Origin of the sequence: Vibrio splendidus (assembly GCF_024347615.1) — a bacterium.
Lineage (GTDB): Bacteria > Pseudomonadota > Gammaproteobacteria > Enterobacterales > Vibrionaceae > Vibrio > Vibrio splendidus.
On sequence record NZ_AP025508.1, the window covers coordinates 3,542,528 to 3,566,703 of the forward strand.

The following is a 24,176-nucleotide window of genomic DNA, read 5'->3' on the forward strand; positions in this document are numbered from 1 at the left end:
CCCATAAAAGAAGCATGGACTGTTTTTATGACAATATTTACCGCAGCCGCTGGTTTATCTAATCCGCACTTACAAACCTTAGTGCCACGATTTATTAGAAAGCAGGCGTTGTTTGCCCCTCAATGGCAAACCTTAGAAACACCCGACGGTGACTTTCTCGATCTTGCTTGGAGCGAATCGCCAGAGGGTGACACCTCAAGTAATGATGCTCGAAGTAACAAGCCGATATTCGTTCTATTCCATGGCTTAGAGGGAAGCTTTGAAAGCCCTTATGCCAACGGACTGATGAATGCCTTTGCTAAAGATGGCTGGCTATCAGTGATGATGCACTTTAGAGGTTGCAGCGGAAAACCAAATCGCTTGGCTCGCGCTTATCATTCTGGTGAAGTCGAAGATGCGCGCTTTTTCCTAAGACATCTACACGCCCAGTTTCCCAATAACCCTAAGGTAGCGGTTGGTATCTCTTTGGGCGGTAACATGCTGGCGAACTATTTGGCTGAGTACGCGGACGACCCATTGCTGTCGGCGGCGACGATTGTCTCTGCACCTTTTGATCTGGCTTGTTGCTCTAGTCGTATTGAGCGAGGTTTCTCTAAACTCTATAAAAAGTACCTGCTCAACTCTCTCAAATCGAATGCCTTGAAAAAGATTAAGCTGTTGCAAGAAAAGCTCGGTATCACCGCCGAAACCATTAAGAAGATAGACAAGCTGTATGAGTTTGATGAACGGATTACTGCGCCTCTGCACGGGTTCAAGAATGCTCAGGACTACTATGCTCAGTGCTCAGCACTTCCTAAACTTAATAAGATTAAACTACCGACTCAGATCATCCATGCCAAAGACGATCCGTTTATGACAGACGACGTAATTCCAAAGTTCGTGTTACCTGACAACATCGACTATCGCCTGTTTCAAAAAGGCGGCCATGTGGGGTTCATTACCGGTAGCACGCTCAAACCAAGGTTTTGGTTAGAAGAAGCATTACCTGCTTACTATGAAAGTATCCAAGATTCGGCATAATGGCCGAGCCTTTTTTAAGGACTGAGTAGTAGACGTCACTAAACACAGTAATCAACACATCAATAAACCTATTTATGAACATAAAAGAGAGAAGTATTTATGATCATCCCATGGCAAGACATTGCGCCAGAAACACTGGAAAACCTCATTAAAGAATTCGTGCTGCGTGAAGGCACAGACTACGGCGACGTAGAGGTTTCACTGCAAAACAAGATTGATCAAGTGAAACATCAATTAGCCTCAAAGGAAGTCAGCATCGTGTTTTCTGAGCTGCATGAAACCGTTGATATTCAAGTCACAAAACGCTTCTAGGCTGCGCTCATAAAGGAGCCGTGTTATAGTGGTAAACGATTGCTAACAAGTAAGTTACTCAAAAGACAAGGGTTGTCATGTCCGCTAAACATCCAATTATTGCGGTGACGGGTTCATCAGGAGCCGGCACCACCACTACCTCAGAAGCCTTCCGAAAAATGTTCAATATGATGGACGTGAAGGCCGCTTGGGTTGAAGGGGATAGTTTCCATCGCTTCACTCGACCAGAGATGGATGTCGAGATCCGTAAGGCTCGCGAGCAAGGTAAGCACATCAGCTACTTTGGTCCACAAGCCAATGATTTTGGCGCATTAGAAGAGTTCTTCCGTCAATACGGTAATGAAGGCACGGGTAAAGTCCGTAGTTACCTACATACCTTCGATGAAGCCGTGCCTTACAATCAAATGCCGGGCACCTTTACGCCATGGCAAGAGATCCCAGAAAATTCCGATGTGATGTTCTACGAAGGTCTTCATGGTGGCGTGGTAGATGGCGACATCAATGTCTCACAGCACGTCGACTTGCTGATCGGCATGGTGCCAATCGTCAACCTTGAGTGGATCCAAAAATTCGTTCGTGACACACGCGATCGTGGGCACTCACGCGAAGCAGTAATGGATTCTATTGTTCGCTCAATGGATGATTATCTTAACTACATTACCCCGCAGTTTTCGCGCACTCATATCAACTTTCAGCGTGTCCCAACCGTAGATACATCGAATCCACTGAACGCTAAAGGGATTCCAAGTTTAGACGAAAGCTTCGTGGTTATACGTTTGCGTGGCATCAAAAACGTAGATTTCCCCTACCTTCTGGCTATGATAGATGGCTCATTTATGTCACGCCACAACACGCTTGTAGTGCCAGGCGGCAAGATGAGTTTTGCTATGGAGCTCATTGTACGGCCCATCCTACAACAGCTCATCGAAACCGGAAAAATAGGTTAACAATACGCCATTCTGGTTGATTACTTTTCATACCGTGATCATGTGCACAATTTTGCGTAAAAAATCGTAGCTTGGTCACGATTAAAATCAAGAAATAGTACCTGAAAAAGGATACTATTCTTAAACGAAACACAAGATAGCTTGCAGCGCTCAACGAGTGCTCTTATCCTACAAGTCAATCCAGGCTTAGCTAAAATACGGAAAGCGGCAAGCATACCCTGCAGAGGAAGTAAGATATTATGGTTCTAGGTAAACCCCAAACCGATCCAACATTAGAGTGGTTCCTTTCACACTGTCATATTCATAAGTACCCTTCAAAAAGTACTTTGATTCATGCTGGTGAAAAGGCAGAAACCTTGTACTACATCGTTAAAGGTTCTGTGGCAGTTCTTATCAAAGACGAAGAAGGTAAGGAAATGATTCTTTCTTACCTAAACCAAGGTGACTTCATTGGTGAACTTGGCCTCTTCGAAGAAGACCAAGAGCGTACTGCATGGGTTCGTGCAAAATCTCCTTGTGAAGTAGCTGAAATTTCTTTCAAGAAATTCCGTCAACTTATCCAAGTGAACCCAGATATCCTAATGCGCCTTTCAGCGCAAATGGCAAATCGTCTACAAGTAACTAGCCAAAAGGTTGGTGACTTAGCGTTCCTTGACGTAACAGGTCGTATCGCTCAAACGCTACTTAACCTAGCGAAACAGCCAGATGCAATGACTCACCCTGACGGCATGCAAATCAAGATCACTCGTCAAGAGATTGGCCAGATCGTTGGTTGTTCTCGTGAGACAGTAGGTCGTATCTTGAAGATGCTAGAAGAGCAGAACCTAATTTCTGCACACGGTAAAACTATCGTGGTATACGGCACTCGTTAATCTCGATTAACTGAGCCAAAAATTTGAAAGCCACCAAATGCAAATTTGGTGGCTTTTTTGTTTTCTAAAGATCTAGAGAGCAGATGCGAGATACGAGAAGAACTCACTGAATCCTATTTGTAAACTTCCTCGAAGCGAAGCGTACTCGCATCTTTAGGGTAAAGCCCGTGCTCATATCTTTCTTTAACCGTTGGTGCTCTCAAAGATCTTGTCAGCCGATGCTGCAACAAATCCTGTATAAAGCTCACCATTCGCCATCGCATAACGCTTAGCGAACTCGTAGAAGCCACCAGGAATCACCTCGTTGCCTTCAACAAATGAAACTGGGACTTTGTCTGCCATTGTAGATGATTGCTCTAATAAGACCTCTGGAGAGCCTTTAACCTGACCGCCAGATGCATTGATAGTGAAACCTGAATCACTCAAATAGTCATTCACAGTCTGTACTTCATCGAACTCATTAAGCTGGTTCACACTCACCGTAAAGTGGTTTGCACCGTAACCATGAGCCGCTAGCCAAGACGCGTATTCACTCTCTTTTGCTAGAACTTGGAAATCCGCGAAGCTCAGATCCCAAAGGCGACCACCAAACAAGAACTCATGACCTTGAAGTTTACTTGCGTCTACTTGCTCAACCAACTTCGCAACGATCTGTTGTAAGTCACTTGAACACTCTTCTACCTTCAACTCACTAATGAACACCTTCGGTTGGTTTGGGTCTGGGTGCTCGTAGTGCTTAGCCACTAACTTCTTGCTCTCAAACAAGTAGTCGCCACAAGCCTTGTAGCCTAATTCAAGGAAAGGCTTAGCCAGTGTTTCAATGCCCAGTGGTGCAACATTGAAAGTTCGCAGTGCAATATGATCATTAATCAGGGCTTCGTCTTCTTTCAGCAGATGATGAACTTTCTCAGCCGATGGGCAAAGCCTGTGAATGTAATCGTCCCATAGTGATTTAAAGAGTAGATCGGGCGTCATGGTGACTCCTTGTCAGAGGTTCTAGCAAGCTAGTAATTTGGATTAGAGAGGGAGAGGCTGGACACAGAGTCAGCAGCCATCAGCCTGTGACATACTTGTTCTATTATTATCGACCGCCCAATCTAGGTGTCGGACGTGATGGAAAAGGGAAGCGATAACACCACTTCCCTATTTCAAGCTTAACGCATGAGCCAAAGACTCATTAGCCTAAATTAAAGCTCAATACCCGGGCTAAACGTAGCTGGCAGTTGAGTCTCACCACCTTCCATTGAAGCCATAGGGTAAGCACAGTAGTCAGCTGCATAGTACGCACTTGGACGTAGGTTACCTGAAGCACCAGGACCACCAAATGGTGCATCACCACTTGCGCCTGTTAGCTGGCGGTTACGGTTAACAATGCCCGCTCGGATATGGTCAACGAAGTATTCCCACTCTGAATCGTCTGTTGAAACTAAGCCTGCAGACAAACCAAAACGTGTGTCATTAGCCAGTTCAACCGCTTGCTCTAGTGACTGATAACGAACCACTTGCAGTAATGGACCGAAATACTCTTCATCTGGCAGTTCAGCAATGTTGGTTGCATCGATAATACCCGGAGAAACAAACGCCGCTTGACCCGCTTTTGCTTCGACTAGGCTGACACCGCCTAACGATTGCAGATTCGCTTGCGCGTCCAGAATAAACTTAGCCGCAGCTTCAGAGATCTGTGGTCCCATGAAGGGTGCTGGCTCAGCGAATGGCTGATCGACACGAATCTTCAAGGTCGCAGCAACGAGCTTATCCAGCAGTTGATCGCCCTTCTCTCCAACAGGCACATACAAGCGACGCGCACATGTACAACGTTGGCCCGCACTGATGAAGGCCGACTGGATAATGGTATAAACCGTCGCGTCAGCATCACCAAATTGGTCAGTGATCACCATAGGGTTGTTGCCGCCCATCTCTAGCGCCAACATTTTGCCCGGTTGACCAGCAAACTGACGGTGAAGGATATGACCGGTATTAGCACTGCCCGTAAATAGCACGCCATCAAGACCTTTAGCATCAGCCAGTGCGATACCGGTTTCTTTAGCGCCTTGCACTAGGTTAATCACGCCAGCTGGAAGGCCTGCTTCTTGCCACAGTTTCATCGCAAACTCACCCGTCCAAGGTGTCTGCTCTGACGGCTTAAATACCACGGTATTACCCGATAGCAATGCCGGAACAATATGACCGTTAGGCAGATGACCAGGGAAGTTGTAAGGACCAAATACCGCCATAACGCCTAATGGACGATGACGCAGTACGATTTGGTTGCCTGCGGCTTCACGTGAAGCTTCACCCGTACGTTCGTGGTAAGCACGAATAGAGATAGCGATTTTACCCGCCATCGCACCCGCTTCAGTGCGAGTTTCCCAAATCGGTTTACCCGTCTCTTTTGCAATAATCTGTGCAATTTCTTCGCTGTTCTCTTTTACCTTCTCAGCAAAGTTCAACACGATCGCTTCACGCTCTGCAAAGCTCAATTTTTTCCAAACTAAGAAAGCGTCACGCGCCGCTGCTACTGCAGATTCAACCTGTGCTGGTGTTGCACTATCGCCTTGCCACACGACTTCATTATTGTATGGGCTTACTGATGTCATGGCGTCGCCTTGACCTGCCACCCACTGTCCTGCTATCCACTGAGTCATACTTCTATCCTTAAAATCTTCGACAGATAATCGCCGCTCTTATTGAGCCAACATGCGAACGAATTCGCCTTCTTTTACTTCAAGAGCGCTTGCTACTTCAGATGATAAAATCACTGTGTCGCTTGCTTGGTCATACGCGCCTTTCGCGGCTACTGCGCGGAAGTTCTCAAACGAGGTATTACCAATGAGGAAGTCTTTAGAGCTTGAATGCTCTGCAATTGTCACTTGAGCTCGAATCGCATGACGCACTGATTCGATATTTCTTAGATCACACTCAACCGTTGGGCCCCCATCAAAGATGTCGACATAGCCACGGTTGGTGAAACCTTCACGTTCCAGCAACTTAAGTGCAGGGCGCGTATTGTCATGAACCTCTCCAATCACCGCCTGAGCTTCTTTGCTCAGTAGGTTCACATAGATAGGTAACTTCGGCATTAGGTCAGCAATGAAGCCTTTCTTACCAATACCCGTTAGGTAATCGGCGAGCGTAAAATCAATCGAGAAGAAGTGCTCTTGCAGCCATTGCCAGAAAGGAGAATTACCTTCTGCATCTGATACGCCACGCATCTCAGCAAAAATCGTTTTCGAAAAACGCTCTGGGTGCTCAGACATGATCAAAAAGCGACACTTAGACATCAAACGACCATTCAATCCACCACGGAAAGCCGGACGCAAGAACAGTGTGCAGATTTCACTGCATCCTGTGTAGTTATTGCCGAAAGTCAGTAGCTTGACGACGTTATTCACGCCAAGCTTTTGCGATGAGTGAACCACTTTGCTGATGTGGTAAGAGTAAAACGGAACATCCCAGCCAATTGAGGCTTCGATACCTGTGGTACCTGCGACTTCTCCGGTTTCGGTATCAAAGCCAACCATTAGGTAGCCTTCATCACCAGGTTCAGTCACGTCTTGTTTAGCAAAGCTGTATTCAGAATGAGTAATTCGGTTGGTTAACAGTTCTTCGTTAACCGGAAGAGATGTGAATCCGTGACCAGATTCAACCGCGCAGGTATGCAACGCATCGTAATCAGATAATTTTATTGGGCGAACAACTAGCATCAATATTCCCTCCAGATGCAAAACAGGCCCAAAACGAGAATCTTGGGCCTTTAGCAGTACGTCATGGGATCGCTCTAATGGCGATCATTCCTATGACGCCGCTCAGGCTAAACTAGCGTAGCGATTGCTTTGTCTAGTTTTGATAAACCTTCTTCAATTTCTTGTGTAGTGATAACCAGTGATGGTGTGAAACGAACCACGTTTGCACCCGCAACCAGTACCATCAAGCCTTGTTCGCCTGCTGCCACTAATACATCACGAGCACGACCTTGCCATGCTTCATTAAGCGCAGCGCCTAGCAATAGGCCTTTACCGCGAACTTCACTGAATATTTGGTATTTGTCGTTAATCTTAGCTAAACCATCACGGAACATAGCTTCGCGTTCTTTCACGCCAGCTAGCGTTTCAGGTTGGCTAACCACATCAACAACCGCTTCAGCAACGGCACACGCCAGTGGGTTGCCGCCGTAAGTAGAACCGTGCGTACCGACTTTTAAGTGTGTCGCGAGTTCGGTGGTCGTTAGCATTGCACCGATTGGGAAGCCGCCACCTAGTGATTTCGCTGTACTTAGGATATCAGGTGTCACACCTAGGCCTTGGTAAGCGTAAAAGTTACCCGTACGGCCGTTACCTGTTTGCACTTCATCAAAGATAAGCAGCGCATTGTGCTTGTCACACAGTTCACGAACCGTGTTCACGAACTCAGATGTTGGAGAGATGATACCGCCCTCGCCTTGCAGAGGTTCCATCATGATTGCACATGTGCGATCTGAGATGTGCGCTTCTAGCGCGGCAATATCGTTGTAAGGCAAGTGAGTTACATCGCCCGGTTTAGGGCCGAAGCCATCAGAGTAAGCCTCTTGACCACCCACAGTTACAGTAAAGAAAGTACGACCGTGGAAACCTTGTTTGAATGCAATGATTTCAGACTTCTCAGGACCGTGCACATCCGCTGCCCAACGACGAGCTAGCTTCAATGCAGCTTCGTTCGCTTCTGCACCAGAGTTGGCAAAGAATACTTTTTCTGCAAAACATACGTCGGTTAGCTTCTTCGCTAGACGCAATGCAGGTTCGTTGGTCATGACATTACTTAAATGCCAAATCTTGTTTGCTTGCTCAGTAACTGCGTTAACCATTGCTGGGTGACAGTGACCCAAACAGCTCACAGCGATACCACCAGCAAAGTCGATATATTCTCGGCCTTGTTGGTCCCAAACGCGTGCGCCTTCCCCTTTTACCGGGATCATTTCCATTGGGTTATAACAAGGCACCATCACCTCATTAAACAGACTACGTTCTATTTTTTTTTCCACTGTCATCGTACATTCCTTTTCGATACCGCAAGCTTCGCAAATAAGCGTACTGGTTCATAAGTGAGACAAAGATATTTTCTCTCGCCATAATCCCGCTGCAGCATTATATTTACATTTAATTAACGTTTTCAATAGTAGATTATTCTTTAGCTATCCCTAACAACCAGCTAAACGTCACTACCTATGACTATTTATGCATCAATTAATCTGTTTTATGAAGCTTTTTTTACCTAAACGTATAACCTGCAACGGCAAAGCCTTACTGGCATTGCGGTATATTGGGTTCGAGACGAAATAAGGCGAATAATTTTGCATAGGCTAAAAACTTAGCCTTAAGAGGGAGAAATGTTATAAAAAGTGATCAGCGTCAGAGGAGTAAGAGACGCGTAGCGCCCGAATTTAAACGCTTAACGAATGGACTAACAGGTTTAACTGGCTTATTTAGGCGGAGAAACGGTCGAATTTAAACAATCAACGCGCTAAGAAGTTAGCGAGAAGCTGGTGTCCTTGCTCTGTTTTAATCGACTCAGGGTGAAATTGCACCGCATCAATCGGCAAGGTTTTGTGTTGATAACCCATGATCTCGTCCATGCTGCCATCTTCAAATTCCGTCCAAGACGTCAGTTCAAAGCAGTCAGGAAGCGTGCCATTTTTCACCACTAGGGAATGGTAACGTGTCACGGTTAGAGGGTTATTAAGCCCTTGAAAAACGCTCTTACCGTTATGGCGGATCGGCGAGGTTTTACCGTGCATCACTTGTCTGGCTCGCACTACTTCACCACCAAACACTTGAGCGATGGCTTGATGACCAAGACACACACCTAAGATCGGCAGTTTACCCACGAAGTGTTCAATGACTTGTAGAGAGATTCCCGCATCATCAGGCGTACAAGGACCTGGCGAGATAACAAGATGGCTAGGATTCAGCGCTTCAATACCGACAATATCAATCTCATCGTTGCGAACAACTTTTACAGTGACCCCTAACTCACAGAAATACTGATACAAGTTATAGGTAAAAGAGTCGTAGTTATCGATGATAAGTAACATGGGTCGAAATCGTTTGCTAAATACTAAATGATTGGGAGATATAGGGGCGGTATTGTGCAATACCCATGGCGAAAGGCAAGTGGAAACTGCATTTCGCCAATAATTAAGGCCAACCTAAGTTGACCTTAATTGTTTACAGATAGCCTAAAGTTATCTGAATTGGCCTGCTTGTATAGCAAGCCAATCTATTTGTGGTTGAGCTACTTGCGACGACGCCACATTGCTAAACCAAATAGTGACATCAGAGCACCGAAGCCAAATGAACCACCTACTCGCAGTTCAAGAACAGCAGGATCATGATCCGATGAACGGAAGTGATCTTGGTACTTAGGTAGGTCACCTTTGAACTCTTCGTTGTAGTCAAACAACGTCGACTCACCACCATTGATGTGCCAATCGGTCGCATCGACAACCCTATCTTTCAGGCTGTCACTGATCAACAAATGCTCCAAAGCACCAACTTCATCATTGTATGAGTAGCTCCAGCTGTCTGGGTGCTTTTGAGCCACAGCATTAATGTAGCCGTAGTTCTTAGTAATCACCGCACCGTTATCACCAAACTGCTCGACGCCGTCAATGTAAGTGTTACGCGCCGCTTTGATTTGCTTGCCGTATTTCTCTTCAGAGTAATCCGTAAGCACCAGCATTGGGTCTTCCATGCCGTACGAGTTCATATCCCCCAGAATCACTTTATGGCCTTTGATGCCGTCTAGCGCTTCACCCAGAGCAACTGCTGCAGCCACACGGAAGTTCTCACATGAGCCTTGCTTATCGGCGTCAACGCCACCTTGACCGCCCTGCTCGACCGGTGCAGCATCTTCCCAACACTTAGAACCTTTCGATTTAAAGTGGTTAATCGCAACGGTAAGTTTCTCTTTAGTGCCTTTAACTTTAAAGGTTGGCGCCAATGAGTCACGTTGGTAGTTCTTACCGTCTTCAATCACCTTGCCAAAATCGTCTAACACTTCTGGTGCTTGTTGGCTTGGCATAGCTATAACACGGCTGTCTTTAAGCTTAACTACTTTCTTACGGTAGATAACACCTGTTGTAATGACATCAGTACCAATCGAGTCCATCTCGTCGGTCACACCATCTTCGTTCGAATCGACAGCTACAAAGGTATAGCGGTCTTTCTTACGCTCAATGCGATCATTCAGTTGGTTAACGAGCTGGTGAATGGCAGAGCCTTCACCAAAGCCGTTGTTCTCAATTTCCATCAAACCAATAATGTCTGCATCTAATCGAAGAATCGCGTTCACTATCTTCTCTTGCTGCATCTCAAACTCGGTGATGGTGTTCGCACCACGGTTGTTGCCGTGTTGGTTTGCGTCACCGCCAAATGGAGAGTTGAAGTAGTTCAAAACATTGAAAGTCGCGATGCGAAGGTCGCCTTCATCCATGTCTGGTTTGTCGGTACGCGGATCGTTACGAACGAAGTTTTCAGCCGAGATCTGGTTAGTTGTCACTAAGCGGTACTCACCGTAGCTGTAGGTAAGTACGCCTTCTAGACCAACAATGGTGTCATCAATACGGATGTAGTCTTCTGTTGAACCATCTTGATCAATATCGGTACGGCCAAAGTCTGGATAGAAAGGAACTTGTCCGTCACCCGCTTTTTGATCGGTTTCAACGAAAAGACGACGGTCTGCGTTATCTTCCGTTTGTTGTTTCGCGTCTTCAGAACCTGCTGCGAAAAGCTGGTTCGGCTGCATGTTAATACGCTCATGTGCCAGTACCATGTTGTTACGACGACCTGAGTAATCATAACCAAAGGTACGAGTCACACGCATATCAAGCGCTTCGGTCGTTTTCACCAACATGCCTTCGTAGCGTTCAAGCGTTGCAGCGAAGTTCTCATCACTGTCTAGCGCTTCTATCGCCGTTGCTTCAGGTGCTTGTTGTTCGCCCTGTTTTAGCCATTGGTTGTTTTCAACTTTAAGCTGAGTATGGCTGTAGTATTCTTGAACCTTACCTTTCACACACACTACGTCGCCCGCAGCCAGTTCTGAGCTCGATTGATTCGTGTGGATAAATAGACCTTCAGAAGTACTTGAATTGAAGTCATCCTCAAGTGCTTGCAGGTAGAAACCTTTGGTTATGCCCGTTGTCACCGCACTCACAACACCTTTAACGAAGTACTCATCGTCCGTGATGTACGGATAGCCATCAATGAACGGTGATGTTGCGCCCTCGCCTTGGATCTCTTGAATGGTTGTGAATACTGGGTCAGAGCCATCTTGTGTACAAGTGAACGCTTCTGGCAGTTCAACACTGTCTAATGAGCCTAAGCCTTCAATGCTGTCTTTTGGGAACGACACCCACTGTGAAGCATCGAATGTTGCCGAAGGAGTTTGTGTCGCTCGAACCAAAGTAACATCTTTACCCCAATCCACATCACCCATCAAACCAACAATATCGTGTACCGAGTTATCTGAATTCAAGATAGCCAGCGGGTCGTCACCGTTATGGTTAGCAATCGACGCGTTGAGAATGTCAGCGACGGCTTTAATCTCATCACTCGCACTCGTATGAGCGACAACAAGTACCTCACCAGGCGCTAAAACGTGGCCATCTAAAGGTAAAGTGGCGCCCCATGAGCCGTTGCCATTCGCAGACTTCGCCAGCGAGTAACCATCTAAATTCATGCTGCTATCGCCGTTATTAGCAATCTCAACCGCTTTGTTGTAGCTGCCGCCTTCCACATATTGTGAAATAAACAAATCAGCGTGTGCACTTGCTGTTAACAAGCTACCAATTGCCACTGCTAGCAATGAAGGTTTGTGTAAAAGAGCCATCCGTTTCACCTGAGTTCATCGATTTATAGTTACTGCCGTCTGTTGGCAGTCATGTATTTTGTGGTAACTATCAGGTTTATTTATGAAAGGAATAAGTCAGTTAGCAAGAAAATGAGGAACTTATCACTTAATAATCATCAATTGTTTGGCACGTTATGTATTTCCAACACAAATAGAAATAAGCAAGATTTTATAAACCCTAAGGAGAGGGAATAGGATCGTCTGCACAGCATTAATATTATGAATATGTTAGCGAGATAATGCTTAAATCATCAATTCAAACAAGAGATTTACTGGGAGAGCAAATGGAACGGGCACTAAAAAGCCCAAAGTAAACAGCGTCTACTTTGGGCTTAAATTCTGAAACGAGTGGCTTTAGCTCACCCTACGGGCGAGTAACAAAACCAACTGCTTCGTATGCTTTTTTCAGTGTCACGGCAGCGCGCTCAGAGGCTTTTTCTGCACCCGCTTTCATTACTGCATCCATGTAAGCACGATCAGCACGGATACGGTGGTACTCAGCTTGGATTGGCTCAAGCATCTCAACCAATGCTGCGCCTACGTCTTTCTTGAACGGACCGTACATTTCAACACCTTGGTATTGCGCTTCGATCTCTTCGAACGTTTTACCCGTCGCAGCAGAGTACAGACCCATTAGGTTAGAGATACCCGCTTTGTTTTCCCAATCGTGAGCAATACGTGGTGGCGTTTCTGCGTCAGTCTGCGCTTTGTTGATCTTCTTGATGATCGACTTAGGCTCTTCTAGCAGAGTAATTACGTTCTTACGGTTGTCATCCGACTTAGACATCTTCTTAGTCGCATCTTGCAGGCTCATTACACGTGCATTCACTGTTGGAATGTAAGGTTCTGGCACTTGGAAGATTGGCGTTTCAGGGCCGTAGATGTTGTTAAAGCGATTTGCGATATCACGCGCTAGCTCTAAGTGTTGTTTCTGGTCGCTACCTACTGGCACTTGGTGAGCCCCGTAAAGCAGGATGTCTGCAGCCATCAACACTGGGTAGTCGTATAGGCCTACGTTTACGTCATTTGAGTGACGTGCAGACTTATCTTTAAACTGAGTCATACGGCTCAGTTCACCCATTTGTGTGTAACAGTTAAGAAGCCAACCAAGTTGAGCATGCTCTGGTACGTGTGACTGAACAAATAGCGTGCTCTTCTTTGGATCAACACCGACAGCAAGACAGATTGCTAATGCGTCTAGAGTCGCTTCATGCAGTGCTTTCGGATCTTGGCGAACCGTAATTGCGTGAAGGTCTACAACACAGTATTGGCAATCGTAATCATCTTGCATCTGTTGCCATTGACGTAGAGCACCCAAGTAGTTACCGATACTTAGTTCACCAGATGGTTGAACACCACTCAATACGATGGGCTTGCTCATGCTTTTAATTCCTTTGCTTGTTCGCTAAGCTCGTTAACTTAGTTTCTTAACCTAGTATCTGAAAAACTTAGCTTCTTAACTTTAAAATAGAAAGCCGCACAGCTCTTCTGTACGGCTCATCCAGTGTACTCATTGATAAGTATTTTGCTAGTAGGTTAGCTAACTTTTGTCCGCTTTATGCTGAAACTAGAACGACATCTAGTAATTGTGCAATGTTGTCTGCGACATAGTCAGGGTTTGATACTGAAATCGGCTCACCGTGGTTATAGCCGTAAGTCAGACCAAACGAGTGGCAGCCTGCGTTCTTAGCCGCTTTGATGTCGTTGCTTGAATCGCCTACCATCAGCATATCTTCAGCCTTCACATTATGCTTTTCCAGCAACCAGTTCAGCGCTACTGGGTTCGGCTTTTTCTCTGGGAAAGAGTCGCCACCCAACACATCAACAAAGTACTTATCGATACCGTGCTGCGCCAGAACATCTGGTACAAATTTCGAAGGCTTGTTGGTGACAAGCGCCATGGTGAAGCCCGCTTTGTCTAGCTCAGCTAACGTCTCTTTAACCGATGGATAAAGGTGACTCAGCTTATGGCCGCCCTGCTCGTAGAAGTCATCAAACAGGATACGCGCTTTCTTCAAAAGATCAGGCTCAAGGCTTGGATCAACCGTAAGATTACGGCTCAATGAACGTCCAATAAGAACATCAGCACCATTACCCACATAGTCGCGAACTTGTTCTTCGCTTACTGAAGAAAAACCCAGTTCCTGACAAGCTTGGTCAGCGGCGACAGCCAAATCAGGCACGCTATCTAACAAGGTTCCATCCAAATCAAAGGCAATCAGTTTTATTGAGCTTAATGACATCTTACTTTCCTATTTATTATGTTCGTCTTATGAGTTGAGCTCCAAGACGTAAAAAAGGGGCCAATTAGCCCCTTAATTTAAATTTTTTGATTTTAGGTCAACAGACCCTAGTTCTACTTTTATGCGTTAACTTTTGCAAGCTCTGCACGCATCTCATCAATCACTTCTTTGTAATCTGGTTGATTGAAGATAGCGGAACCGGCAACAAACATGTCTGCGCCCGCTTCTGCGATTTCACGGATATTATCTACCTTCACGCCGCCATCAATCTCAAGGCGGATATCACGGCCTGATTCATCAATAAGTTTACGAACAGCGCGCAGCTTATCGAGTGTGTGAGGAATGAAAGATTGACCGCCAAAGCCAGGGTTCACAGACATTAGTAGAATCATATCTACTTTATCTAAGATGTAATCAAGGCAAGAAAGTGGCGTTGCTGGGTTAAGTACGACACCCGCTTTACAGCCGTGTTCTTTGATTAGCTGTAGAGTACGGTCAACGTGCTCAGACGCTTCAACGTGGAAGGTAATCATTGATGCGCCGGCTTTAGCAAACTCAGGTACGATGCTGTCTACTGGCTTAACCATTAGGTGAACATCGATAGGAGCTGTGATGCCGTAGTCGCGCAACGCTTTACAGATCGGTGCACCAAAAGTCAGGTTAGGTACGTAGTGGTTATCCATCACATCGAAGTGCACAACGTCGGCACCGGCTGCGAGTACTTTTTCTACGTCTTCACCAAGACGAGCAAAATCTGCAGACAAAATCGATGGAGCGATTAGAAAATCTTTCATACCAAACCTCTTAAGAGTGAGTAAATTGCGAATATCACCGCCTTGTGACATCTCGTACACGAATACAAGACTCAATCCCAAGACTATTTGGTGTGCAATTCTACCTAAGCACCTAAGCAGATTCTAGCAGTTCGAAAGATTAGTTTATGAAAGTACCCGTTGGTCACTCAATTTAATGAGTTCGAGGGTTATGGTGACGACTACAATTCTGTTGAAGCGTGTTGCTGGTTTTTCTCTTTATGAAAAAGTGCCAGTAACTCATCCACTTTATTACGCCCTGCGCCATTACGGCTAATGGTGCGCTTAACCTTGACCACGTTCAGTTCCGCTCCATGGTATAAACGGCGCGTTAAGGTAGTGTCATGGTTTGAAATCAAGACAGGGATGCCTCGTTCCATTGCCGCTCTTTCTGCAACATCAGCCAAGGCCGCTTGATCATCTAAGCTGAAGCCATTACCCGCATAAGAGGTAAAGTTAGCAGTACTAGACAATGGCGCATAAGGAGGATCACAATAAACAACACAGCCTTTACGGGCGCGGCTAAAGGTCTCGCTATACCCTTCACAAACAAACGTCGCTTTCTTCGCTTTCTCAGCAAAAAACTCCAACTCAGCTTCTGGAAAGTAAGGTTTTTTATAAGAACCAAATGGAACGTTAAAACCGCCCTTCTTGTTGTAACGACACAAGCCATTGAAGCCAAATCGGTTCATGTACAAGAAAGCTAACGAGCGATACATGACGTTATCTGTACCATTGAACTCAGCGCGAACATCTAAGAACACTTCTCTACGGTTATTCTCCGGACAGAACCAACGCTTCGCTTCAGTGATATAGGTTTCAGGATCGGTTTTAAGTAGATTGTATAGGTTGATAAGATCGGGATTGATATCTGCAAGCAGGTACTGTTCAAAATCAGTATTCAGAAATACTGAGCCGGCACCGACAAACGGTTCTACCAATTTACGAGCAGGTGGCAGGTGACGTTGGATGTCTTCAACTAGGCCATATTTACCACCAGCCCATTTTAGAAAGGCACGCTGCTTTTTCATTTACTGCTCTATCTATCAACTCAAAAATAAGGCTGCGGAATGTAACATATTTTGAGGCTAAGCTCAGGGTTATTTCGCACGTTCTATCTCTCGATGCACTTGATTCATCGATTTTGCCCAAGGTTCCAACTGCTGAAGTGGTTTTGGTAACGCACTTACGGCATCTCGCGCGACTTGAATCGTTGGATAATCTTGATAAGTGATAATAAACCACTTGGTGTCGTTACGAAGTGTTGGGTAAATACGAACCTTGTCCTCGACGTCATATTCTTCAATAAAAGACTGAACATCTTCTAATGACGTCATCGCGCTCAACTGTAAGGTATAAGCGCGTGGCGAGATAGCTTGTAACTCTTCGCGAGCAAATGAGAAGGTGATCTTTTTCGTCGGCGGTGTTGATTCCGTTAGGTCAGCATCTTCATCAGCCGAAGCTTGTGACTCGTTATTCGGAGCATCAAGTTGCGAGCTAATCTCTGCACTTGAGTTTTCTTCAACGGCAGCATCAATCGCACTGGTATCGGCACTTTTCGGCTTGTCATCAAGCAAGGCATCAACCACATCAGAAGTAATCACAACACGTTGCTGCTCTTGTTTCACCTCGCCAACACTGGCTGTACCTTCCACCACAACCGGTGGTAATGATGAACTGTCATCGTCAGCACCTTGATAGCTCATGTCAGCTTCGGCTTCAGAATCTGAAGATCCGTCGACTCCGGCTTGCTCGGTACCACTTTCCACTTCAAACGTTGGGATAGCGGTTTGTCCAATGGGAGCGATAAGTGATTGCGCTTTATCGTCAGGGGTTGGTTGACTGAACATCCACCAATAGCCACCACCAATTAAAACCAACAACAAGGCCACCACCATCGCGATATTGATGGGTGAGCCAATAATTGAGCGAATAATAATCCTTTTTTCCACTTTCAATTCTCCTAAAGCCATTAACTCACCGGGCAAAGGTTGTGCTTTATTAAACGCACGTCGCACGCGAGTTTCAGACTCATCATCAACATATCGAATCACTAAGGATTCAAAGAAATGTTCCGCTTCTGGTTGAGAAAGATCATCGATCTCGAGGTCGATAGGCTTGTGTGGTTGCCCGTAACTAAGACGTGTTAGTAGCGTGTCTAGATGGCCAATTTCCGAGAAGAGAACGATATTGATCGTCCATTGAGGGTTTGATTGAGCTTCAAGTACCAACATCCATAATTCGGATACCAATAACTCAGACAGTCGGTGGGCATCATCTACAACGATAACCACATTACACGACTCTCCATCCAGTAGCCTTGCGAGGCTATCTGATAAAGAATCATGTTGATTAAACAGGGGATCAGAAACAATTTGGCTAAGAATAAGCGCGCGACGTTGTTGATCGTCTTGGCTTGGGTGACAAAGCAGTAAACACTGATTTTTTTCTGTCGACCAGGCTTCAAGGTAACGTTGAGCCAACCAAGATCGGCCAGAGCCAGTTTTGCCCGCAACCGTTACAAGGTTTGAACCAAAGTTAGTCAAAAGCTGTAAGCGCTCTAGCAGCTCAACTTGAGACTCTAACTCTAATACTCTTAATTCATGAGCCAAACTCATTGGGGATCCCTACTGATAAGATCGATCAGTAAAACGCTTCAGCTGCCTAGAGTTTAGCTAGGCAACCTCACAACCAAATTTAAAGAGTACGGCAGAAATCAATCGCTTGTTTAATGATGTCTTGAGGCACATCAGCGACCACTTCAGCGGTACCAATACTTGTTGGTAATACCAAACGTAACTGACCAGACAGCACTTTTTTATCACGCATCATGTGCTTCATAAAGTCTTCAAAAGACATGCTTTCTGGCGTATGGATTGGCAGTTTCGCATTCTTGAGTATAGAAATAATTCGCTCAAGTTGCTGCTGAGAGATCAGTCCCTGTAATTGAGCGGTTTTCGCTGCCATTACAGTGCCTGACGACACAGCTTCACCATGTAGCCAATTACCATAGCCTAGTTCTGCTTCGATCGCATGACCAAATGTATGACCTAGGTTCAATAACGCTCTGATTCCTGACTCTTTTTCATCTATAGCAACCACTTCAGCCTTAATTGCACAACAACGAGCAATCGCGGTAATCAGTGCATCTTCATCAAGTTGATAAAGTTTCTCTAGATTCTGTTCCAACCAATCAAAGAAGACTTCATCGTAAATGATGCCGTATTTGATCACCTCAGCAATGCCCGCTGCGAACTCACGCTCTGGAAGCGTTGATAAGCAGTTAGTATCAATGATGACAGATTTTGGTTGGTAAAAAGCGCCGATCATATTCTTGCCAAGGGGATGGTTCACTGCAGTTTTACCACCTACAGAGGAGTCCACTTGAGAAAGAAGGGTCGTCGGGATTTGAATGAAATCAATACCGCGCTGGTAGCAAGAGGCAGCAAAACCGACCAAATCACCGATAACACCACCACCCAAAGCAATCACCACCACATCGCGGCTGTAATTTCCTTCAAGCATGTAGCTCATCACTGAGTTGAACGTTTCAAGTGTTTTGTATTGCTCACCGTCTGGCAACTCTAAAAGAGAAGTTTGACAGCCTACTTGATCCAACAACGATAAAATTTTATCGGCATAAAGAGGCGCTACTGTCACATTACTGATAACAACAACTTTCTGTTTGCCTGATAAAAAAGAAAGGTACGCCGGGTCTTCAAATAACCCGGCGCCAATAGAGATAGGGTAGCTACGCTCAGCTAGATTGACCGTAATCCGTTCCATGGGTTTGCTCTCCGAAAAAATGAACTTAACGTTCTTCTAGCATTTTTACGATCTGGTTGGCTACCACTTTTGCACTTTGATCGTCGGTACGAACTGTGTAGTCCGCCACTTCGTCGTATAGTGCGTTGCGAGATACAGCTAGATCTTCTAGCACATCACGCGGGTTGTCTGTTTGAAGTAGAGGGCGTTTCTTGTCGCGGTTAGTGCGAGCAAGTTGCTTTTCAATTGTTGTTTCTAGGTATACAACAATGCCTCGTGCAGATAGACGGTTACGGTTTTCTTTGCTCAGCACTGAACCACCGCCTGTCGCAAGAACAATACCTTGTTCTTCTGTCAGATCGTTGATTACAGATTCTTCGCGCTTACGGAAACCATCTTCGCCCTCAACATCAAAAACCCATGCGATGTCTGCGCCAGTGCGCTCTTCGATCACAGTGTCAGAGTCTAGAAACTCCATATGAAGTTGGGAAGCTAGGTGTCTACCAATTGTACTTTTGCCGGCGCCCATTGGGCCAACAAGAAAAATATTGCGTTTCTCAGCCATGTTTTTAGCAGTAATTTACAACGTTAATTCAATGACATCGCCACAAGGTAGGTCAGTACAAGTACTGAAATTAAAAGGCCCGTGGCACCGATTCCTCACAGATAATTCGTGATAAGACCCGAAATTATCAAGGTTAGGTGCCACTAATGCAACTTTATTTTTAATCTAATTGTTCATTACTGAATCACAACTTTGGGTGTAACAAAAATAAGTAGTTCACTTTTACCCACATTTTCATAGCTACGACGGAATAATGCACCCAAAACTGGCAGGTCTCCTAACAGAGGAACTTTGTCCACTGTACTGCTCACACTGTGCTGAAATATCCCGCCAAGCACGACTGTTTCACCATTATTAACAAGCACTTGCGTCCCTATACGTTGAGTATCAATGGCAACAGCCTCACCCGTTCCGGTTTTCACTACTTGCCCAGGCCTATCTTGAGTCACGCTTAAATCCAATACCAAACGATTGTCGGGCGTGATTTGTGGTGTCACCTTAAGACTCAACACCGCTTTCTTAAATGCGACCGAAGTAGCACCACTTGAAGACGACTCTAAATAAGGAATTTCAGTACCTTGCTCAATATAAGCGGGCTTTTTATTGGTAGTGATTAAACGTGGGCTGGAAATAATCTCAGCTTTTGACTCTTGTTGTAGTGCCGACAATTCAAGATCAAGCAAGGTATCTGAACCCAGTTTGGCCACCTGAAACGCAATGCTTGATGCATTAGGAGATGTCGCCCCTAGATTAACGTTGAGGAAATCGTCAATCGCACTATTCCCACCATTATCGTCATACGGCGTAATTTGCGATGGGTGGTTGCCCTCTATCGAGCCGCCAACTTTGAAGCTACCGTTGGTGGAAGAAACACCCCAACGCACCCCTAACTCATCAAGGTTACCCTCGGTAACGGTTACAATGCGCGCCTCTATCTGGACTTGCTTCACGGGGATGTCCAAAGATTCAATGATGCCTCGTATCACGGCAATGTTTTCTTCCAGTTCACGAATCAATAGGGAATTGGTGCGTTCATCAATGGTGATCGAACCACGATCGGACAACATGCTCACCGCACCTTCACCGCCAATCATGTCGGCAATGTCGGTGGCTTTAGCAAAATTAATCTTGATGATTTCCGACTTAAGCTCCCCTAACTCCTCTTCCAAGCGAGATTTCTCTAACGCTTGTTGCTCTCGAAGATCGAGTTCTGCTTTTGGCGCCACCAAAATAACATTACCATCAACGCGCTTATCTAGTCCTTTAACTTGCAAGATAATGTCGAGAACTTGCTGCCAAGGTACGCCATCTAAACGTAAAGTTAGGTTACCAGCTACCGAGTCAGACACGACGAGATTGAAATCGTTGTAGTCAGCAATCAGCTGCAGGACATTTCGTACCGGGATATCTTGGAAGTTAATCGATATCAGTTTGCCCTCTTTTTCTAAAACGCTTTTCTCTTTGGTCGCTTCATTGATAACAGGCTTGCTGATCACCACCTCTATGAAACGACCTTTTAGGTTATATTCATACTGATAGTCACCAGCGATCGTCGCCAACAGTCGTGTGCTGGGCGTCTCTTTATAGACTTCAATACCTTCCACTAGGGTCGCGAAATCCTTCACATCCAAAAGATAAAGCTTATCGTCATTAACTTGAGTATTGAGTAATTCGATACTTAACCCTTCCTGAGCACGTTGAACATCCACCACAGCGGTGCTGGTTGCCAGCTCAATAATAATGACGGCGTCTTTATCTTTGTTTACCCTAAAATCAATATTCTCCAATTGATTAGGTAAGCTCTCGGCGTGACCGAGCACACTAAAGACTAACATCACAGACACAGCAAAACCTTGTAGAGCCTTGCTCACTAATCCACTTATTCCTTTAATCATATTTACATCTCATATCCACATCATGTGACATTGGTTTACTTCAGAGCCAGTCTAACGTTGCGCTTATGCCAACAACCTAAGCCATCTGGAAGAGTTTCATTAATCTGAACGTACTGGCTCGTCACTTTAGTAACTCGGCCATTGTTTAAGCCGATAAACTGGCCTTTTTTGACGTTTACCACGTTGCCTTTGGGTGTTTGCACTAACCCAAACACACTTGTTCCGCTTCCCATGACGCCTCTTAAACGAAGCTTATTCAACGGGTACTTTTCTAATTTCCCATTACGAGAACGCGCGCTAGGTTGCCAACAGTCTTTCTTAACTAAAGGCTGATTTTGCACGATGGCTTCTTTAGGCAGTTCAAACGGAGGACGAAAGGCTCGGCGCTGATAAGTAGCGGCCAAAAACTCAGTCGCAGGAACCAATTGTTCCACCTCTTTTCTCGCTTTGGCCTCAACTTGCACTACAAAGTCTTCTAACGAATCTTCATTCGCTTTACAGCCCGTGAGCACAAGCAATAGTAATGTTGAATAAAACACGCTATTGGGTTTCATCATTGACCTCCGATTTAAATTGGTAGGTATAAGCTCGAACCCTGAAATGCAGCGTGCTACTTTCTTGACTGACTCGCTGCCAATTCACGTCATCAAAGCTGATGATGCGCGGCAGCTTAGCAATAGCCGCAGAGAAATCACCAATCTCGTGGTAGTCACCCGTCAGCTCGATGTTGAGCGGTAAACGATAAAGAAACTCTTTGTTCTGCTTCTGCCCCCAGTCAATTCGCGTAAATGTCAGCTTATTATCCAATCCAAGCTCGTTCACAGAGGCCAACATACTGGCGAGCTCTTTTTGAACGGGCAATTGCTCCAATAGATAGTCATAACGGCTAGTTAGCTCATCCAGCTGGCTCTGAAGCTTAGGTAAGGCCGCAACCTTATTGGCCTTTATTCTCAAGGTCGCTTTTAAGGTCTGCTCTTGTCGCTTCATCTGCTGTAGCTCATCATCCAAAGGCAGCACATAAAGCCAAGTGCCAACACCTTGGATTAACACTATCAACACCAGAATCACGAGAAGCTGAGGCAACAATGGCCATTCGGTGATCTCATCAACATCGAGATCTTGCAAGCTCATCCTGTTTTGCCAACTAATCTTATTTTGAAGGTTAGCCATGATGCGCCCCCTTCTCTTTTCTGCTCGCGGTTGTGCTTTCTACGGTTGTGTTTTCTAAAGAAACAGGGCTAAACACAAAAGAAACCTTGAAGGTCTGAAACTCTTTATTGAAGCGCTTGCGGTTATGAACGATAGAGTGCATCTCAACCCCTTCCACAGAATCTGAACGCTCGAGGTTGTCCAACATCGTAGCGAGACGAGCAGTACTGTCGCTAATGCCCGACATTTCAATCTCCTGACCATTCATCTTTATCTTGTCGACATACACACCCTCAGGAATCAGCTCCGGCATCAAGTTCATAAAGTCGGTGGTCTTATTGCGGCCAAGCTGTAGCGATTCGACTACATCAAGCCTAGTCAAAATCGCTTTATGCTCCTGCTCTGCGACCTTTAATGACTGAATCTGTCGGTCGAGCTCGGCAATATATCGATTGAGGTAACTAAGACGTGCTTGCTGCTTGGCTTGTTGGTCGTAAAAATAGTGACCAACCGCCCATTGCCCTGCAAGCGCGATGATGACACCAAGAATGATCAGATGGATAAAGCGCTTCTTATGCTGAGCGCGAATCTCATCACGCCACGGCAGCAGGTTAATTTGATGCAACATGCTTTTCTCCCTGCCACTTGAGTCCACTCATCGCCATACCCGCCGCAATACCGAAATGTTGCCAGTTCGTTGGTAACCGACGTCGCTTCGCCACCTTATTCTCAAATAGAGAGAAAGGGTTCAGTGACTCGCAACTTAACTGAAAATGACGTTCTAGCTCTTCGGTTACCATAGGAATGCTGGCGCCCTCACCCATCAGCCAGATCCCTGAGATAGGTTGCTGTGCATTTCCTGATGAATAGAGCTGTAATTGACGCTTGAGCTTCTCAATCAAATTAACAATAAATTGATGTGTATCTTCAGTGGTGGCGAACACACTCTCGATATCACTTGCAGGACCATTGCTGCGAAGATCTTTGGTACCAAAAGCGATATCTTTATAAAACGGTGCCAAACCTTGTGGAATAATGCCTAACGACGTTTGGTCGATTCCCACATCCACCAGCAGCCAATTTTTCTTTTCGGGGTACAGGCGCGATGCCATTTGCCAGATGTTAAGCAACCCATGCGCCTGCGTGTCTACCACCACAGGTTTAAAACCAGCTTTGGTCAAAGCATCCGCTCGGCTATCCACCACTTCTTTACGAGTGGCGTATACTTGATAACTGCTTGTCGAACCTTTACCAAATCGTTTGTCTTCCAGCTTTACAAAATCTAAACTCAGCTCCTCTATCGGAAAGGGAGATTGATGAGCAAAGGTTTGATAGATCGAAAACTCCTTTTCTCTGTCTTCTAACTCACTCTCTATTTGCAGTACTTTGCTGATCACCGTGTTATCAGGTACTGAAATGGCGACGTTGCAACAGCCAAAAGGCAGCCCTTTCCTAAGTTCTTTAAGTTTCTTAACAGTTTTCTGATACTCCAAAGTATGGTTAGCTGTAAAAATGTCGTCCGAAATCGGCAGCTCTTTGTATCCCACTAGGGCATACAACTCCCCCACGGGTTTTAGTACCACAGCTTTGATGCTGTGATGATTTATATCTATACCTGTAATTAATGATGAACCCATGTGACCTAGCTCCTGAAGTGCCAAGCATTTCGTTGATTATCTAGGGGTTGTGATTATTAGTTAAATAAGCGTTAAT

21 protein-coding genes and 2 pseudogenes are annotated in these 24,176 nt (G+C 45.5%); 4 read left to right on the forward strand and 19 right to left on the reverse strand.

What is annotated here, in order from left to right:
* Positions 1 to 27 precede the first annotated feature (27 nt).
* From OCU90_RS15945 to crp, 4 genes are all read left to right on the forward strand, one after another.
* The gene (locus tag OCU90_RS15945; protein ID WP_054542272.1) at positions 28 to 1,020 is read left to right on the forward strand and encodes a hydrolase; all 993 of its coding nucleotides are present in this window, start codon (positions 28 to 30) and stop codon (positions 1,018 to 1,020) included.
* Positions 1,021 to 1,119: 99 nt separating this feature from the next.
* Entirely contained in the window at positions 1,120 to 1,332 is a 213-nt protein-coding gene (locus OCU90_RS15950; RefSeq protein WP_004729649.1) for a YheU family protein, read from the forward strand.
* 77 nt (positions 1,333 to 1,409) lie between these two features.
* A complete protein-coding gene (locus OCU90_RS15955; RefSeq protein WP_004729650.1) occupies positions 1,410 to 2,279 on the forward strand; it encodes a phosphoribulokinase in 870 nt (289 codons plus the stop codon).
* 239 nt (positions 2,280 to 2,518) lie between these two features.
* Positions 2,519 to 3,151: a cAMP-activated global transcriptional regulator CRP gene (crp, locus tag OCU90_RS15960; protein WP_004729651.1), complete on the forward strand. Its 633-nt coding sequence runs from the start codon at positions 2,519 to 2,521 to the stop codon at positions 3,149 to 3,151.
* A gap of 183 nt (positions 3,152 to 3,334) precedes the next feature.
* Here crp and OCU90_RS15965 read toward each other — a convergent pair whose 3' ends face one another.
* The 19 genes and pseudogenes from OCU90_RS15965 to pilM all read right to left on the reverse strand — a co-directional run bounded on the left by OCU90_RS15965 (position 3,335) and on the right by pilM (position 24,100).
* Complete coding sequence (locus OCU90_RS15965) at positions 3,335 to 4,126, reverse strand: DUF1338 domain-containing protein (RefSeq protein ID WP_004729652.1); 792 nt, start codon at positions 4,124 to 4,126, stop codon at positions 3,335 to 3,337.
* Between the two features lie 212 nt (positions 4,127 to 4,338).
* Positions 4,339 to 5,796 carry a succinylglutamate-semialdehyde dehydrogenase gene (astD, locus tag OCU90_RS15970; protein ID WP_017085988.1) on the reverse strand — a complete coding sequence of 486 codons (1,458 nt, stop codon included), beginning with the start codon at positions 5,794 to 5,796 and terminating at the stop codon, positions 4,339 to 4,341.
* 39 nt (positions 5,797 to 5,835) lie between these two features.
* The gene (astA, locus tag OCU90_RS15975) at positions 5,836 to 6,855 is read right to left on the reverse strand and encodes an arginine N-succinyltransferase (protein ID WP_004729654.1); all 1,020 of its coding nucleotides are present in this window, start codon (positions 6,853 to 6,855) and stop codon (positions 5,836 to 5,838) included.
* A gap of 107 nt (positions 6,856 to 6,962) precedes the next feature.
* A complete protein-coding gene (locus OCU90_RS15980) occupies positions 6,963 to 8,174 on the reverse strand; it encodes an aspartate aminotransferase family protein (RefSeq protein ID WP_061023560.1) in 1,212 nt (403 codons plus the stop codon).
* Between the two features lie 465 nt (positions 8,175 to 8,639).
* Positions 8,640 to 9,218: an aminodeoxychorismate/anthranilate synthase component II gene (locus OCU90_RS15985; RefSeq protein ID WP_004729656.1), complete on the reverse strand. Its 579-nt coding sequence runs from the start codon at positions 9,216 to 9,218 to the stop codon at positions 8,640 to 8,642.
* A gap of 200 nt (positions 9,219 to 9,418) precedes the next feature.
* The gene (locus OCU90_RS15990; RefSeq protein ID WP_061023562.1) at positions 9,419 to 12,013 is read right to left on the reverse strand and encodes an ExeM/NucH family extracellular endonuclease; all 2,595 of its coding nucleotides are present in this window, start codon (positions 12,011 to 12,013) and stop codon (positions 9,419 to 9,421) included.
* Between the two features lie 385 nt (positions 12,014 to 12,398).
* Positions 12,399 to 13,415 (reverse strand): tryptophan--tRNA ligase, encoded by a 1,017-nt coding sequence (trpS, locus tag OCU90_RS15995; RefSeq protein ID WP_004729658.1) that lies wholly within the window; start codon positions 13,413 to 13,415, stop codon positions 12,399 to 12,401.
* Between the two features lie 175 nt (positions 13,416 to 13,590).
* Complete coding sequence (locus tag OCU90_RS16000; protein ID WP_017077621.1) at positions 13,591 to 14,277, reverse strand: phosphoglycolate phosphatase; 687 nt, start codon at positions 14,275 to 14,277, stop codon at positions 13,591 to 13,593.
* A gap of 119 nt (positions 14,278 to 14,396) precedes the next feature.
* Complete coding sequence (gene rpe / locus OCU90_RS16005) at positions 14,397 to 15,071, reverse strand: ribulose-phosphate 3-epimerase (RefSeq protein WP_029222055.1); 675 nt, start codon at positions 15,069 to 15,071, stop codon at positions 14,397 to 14,399.
* Between the two features lie 200 nt (positions 15,072 to 15,271).
* Positions 15,272 to 16,120 carry a Dam family site-specific DNA-(adenine-N6)-methyltransferase gene (locus OCU90_RS16010; RefSeq protein WP_004729661.1) on the reverse strand — a complete coding sequence of 283 codons (849 nt, stop codon included), beginning with the start codon at positions 16,118 to 16,120 and terminating at the stop codon, positions 15,272 to 15,274.
* Positions 16,121 to 16,189: 69 nt separating this feature from the next.
* Positions 16,190 to 16,534: pseudogene (locus tag OCU90_RS26180) on the reverse strand (SPOR domain-containing protein); the annotation flags it as partial.
* Between the two features lie 65 nt (positions 16,535 to 16,599).
* Positions 16,600 to 17,707, reverse strand: a pseudogene (locus OCU90_RS16015) (ATP-binding protein); the annotation flags it as partial.
* 79 nt (positions 17,708 to 17,786) lie between these two features.
* Positions 17,787 to 18,875, reverse strand: coding sequence for a 3-dehydroquinate synthase (aroB, locus tag OCU90_RS16020; protein ID WP_004729663.1), 1,089 nt, complete (start codon positions 18,873 to 18,875; stop codon positions 17,787 to 17,789).
* 25 nt (positions 18,876 to 18,900) lie between these two features.
* Positions 18,901 to 19,419 (reverse strand): shikimate kinase AroK, encoded by a 519-nt coding sequence (aroK, locus tag OCU90_RS16025; RefSeq protein ID WP_004729664.1) that lies wholly within the window; start codon positions 19,417 to 19,419, stop codon positions 18,901 to 18,903.
* Between the two features lie 176 nt (positions 19,420 to 19,595).
* Positions 19,596 to 21,314, reverse strand: coding sequence for a type IV pilus secretin PilQ (locus OCU90_RS16030; protein ID WP_061023567.1), 1,719 nt, complete (start codon positions 21,312 to 21,314; stop codon positions 19,596 to 19,598).
* Positions 21,315 to 21,349: 35 nt separating this feature from the next.
* Positions 21,350 to 21,871: a pilus assembly protein PilP gene (locus OCU90_RS16035; RefSeq protein WP_372320604.1), complete on the reverse strand. Its 522-nt coding sequence runs from the start codon at positions 21,869 to 21,871 to the stop codon at positions 21,350 to 21,352.
* Positions 21,855 to 22,484, reverse strand: coding sequence for a type IV pilus inner membrane component PilO (locus OCU90_RS16040; RefSeq protein WP_061023572.1), 630 nt, complete (start codon positions 22,482 to 22,484; stop codon positions 21,855 to 21,857). The genes OCU90_RS16035 and OCU90_RS16040 overlap by 17 nt, the downstream gene beginning before the upstream one ends.
* Positions 22,477 to 23,091: a PilN domain-containing protein gene (locus OCU90_RS16045; RefSeq protein WP_061023574.1), complete on the reverse strand. Its 615-nt coding sequence runs from the start codon at positions 23,089 to 23,091 to the stop codon at positions 22,477 to 22,479. The genes OCU90_RS16040 and OCU90_RS16045 overlap by 8 nt, the downstream gene beginning before the upstream one ends.
* Positions 23,075 to 24,100, reverse strand: a complete 1,026-nt coding sequence (pilM, locus tag OCU90_RS16050) for a type IV pilus assembly protein PilM (RefSeq protein ID WP_061023576.1) — start codon at positions 24,098 to 24,100, stop codon at positions 23,075 to 23,077. Before pilM ends, OCU90_RS16045 begins: the two co-directional genes overlap by 17 nt.
* Positions 24,101 to 24,176 lie beyond the last annotated feature (76 nt).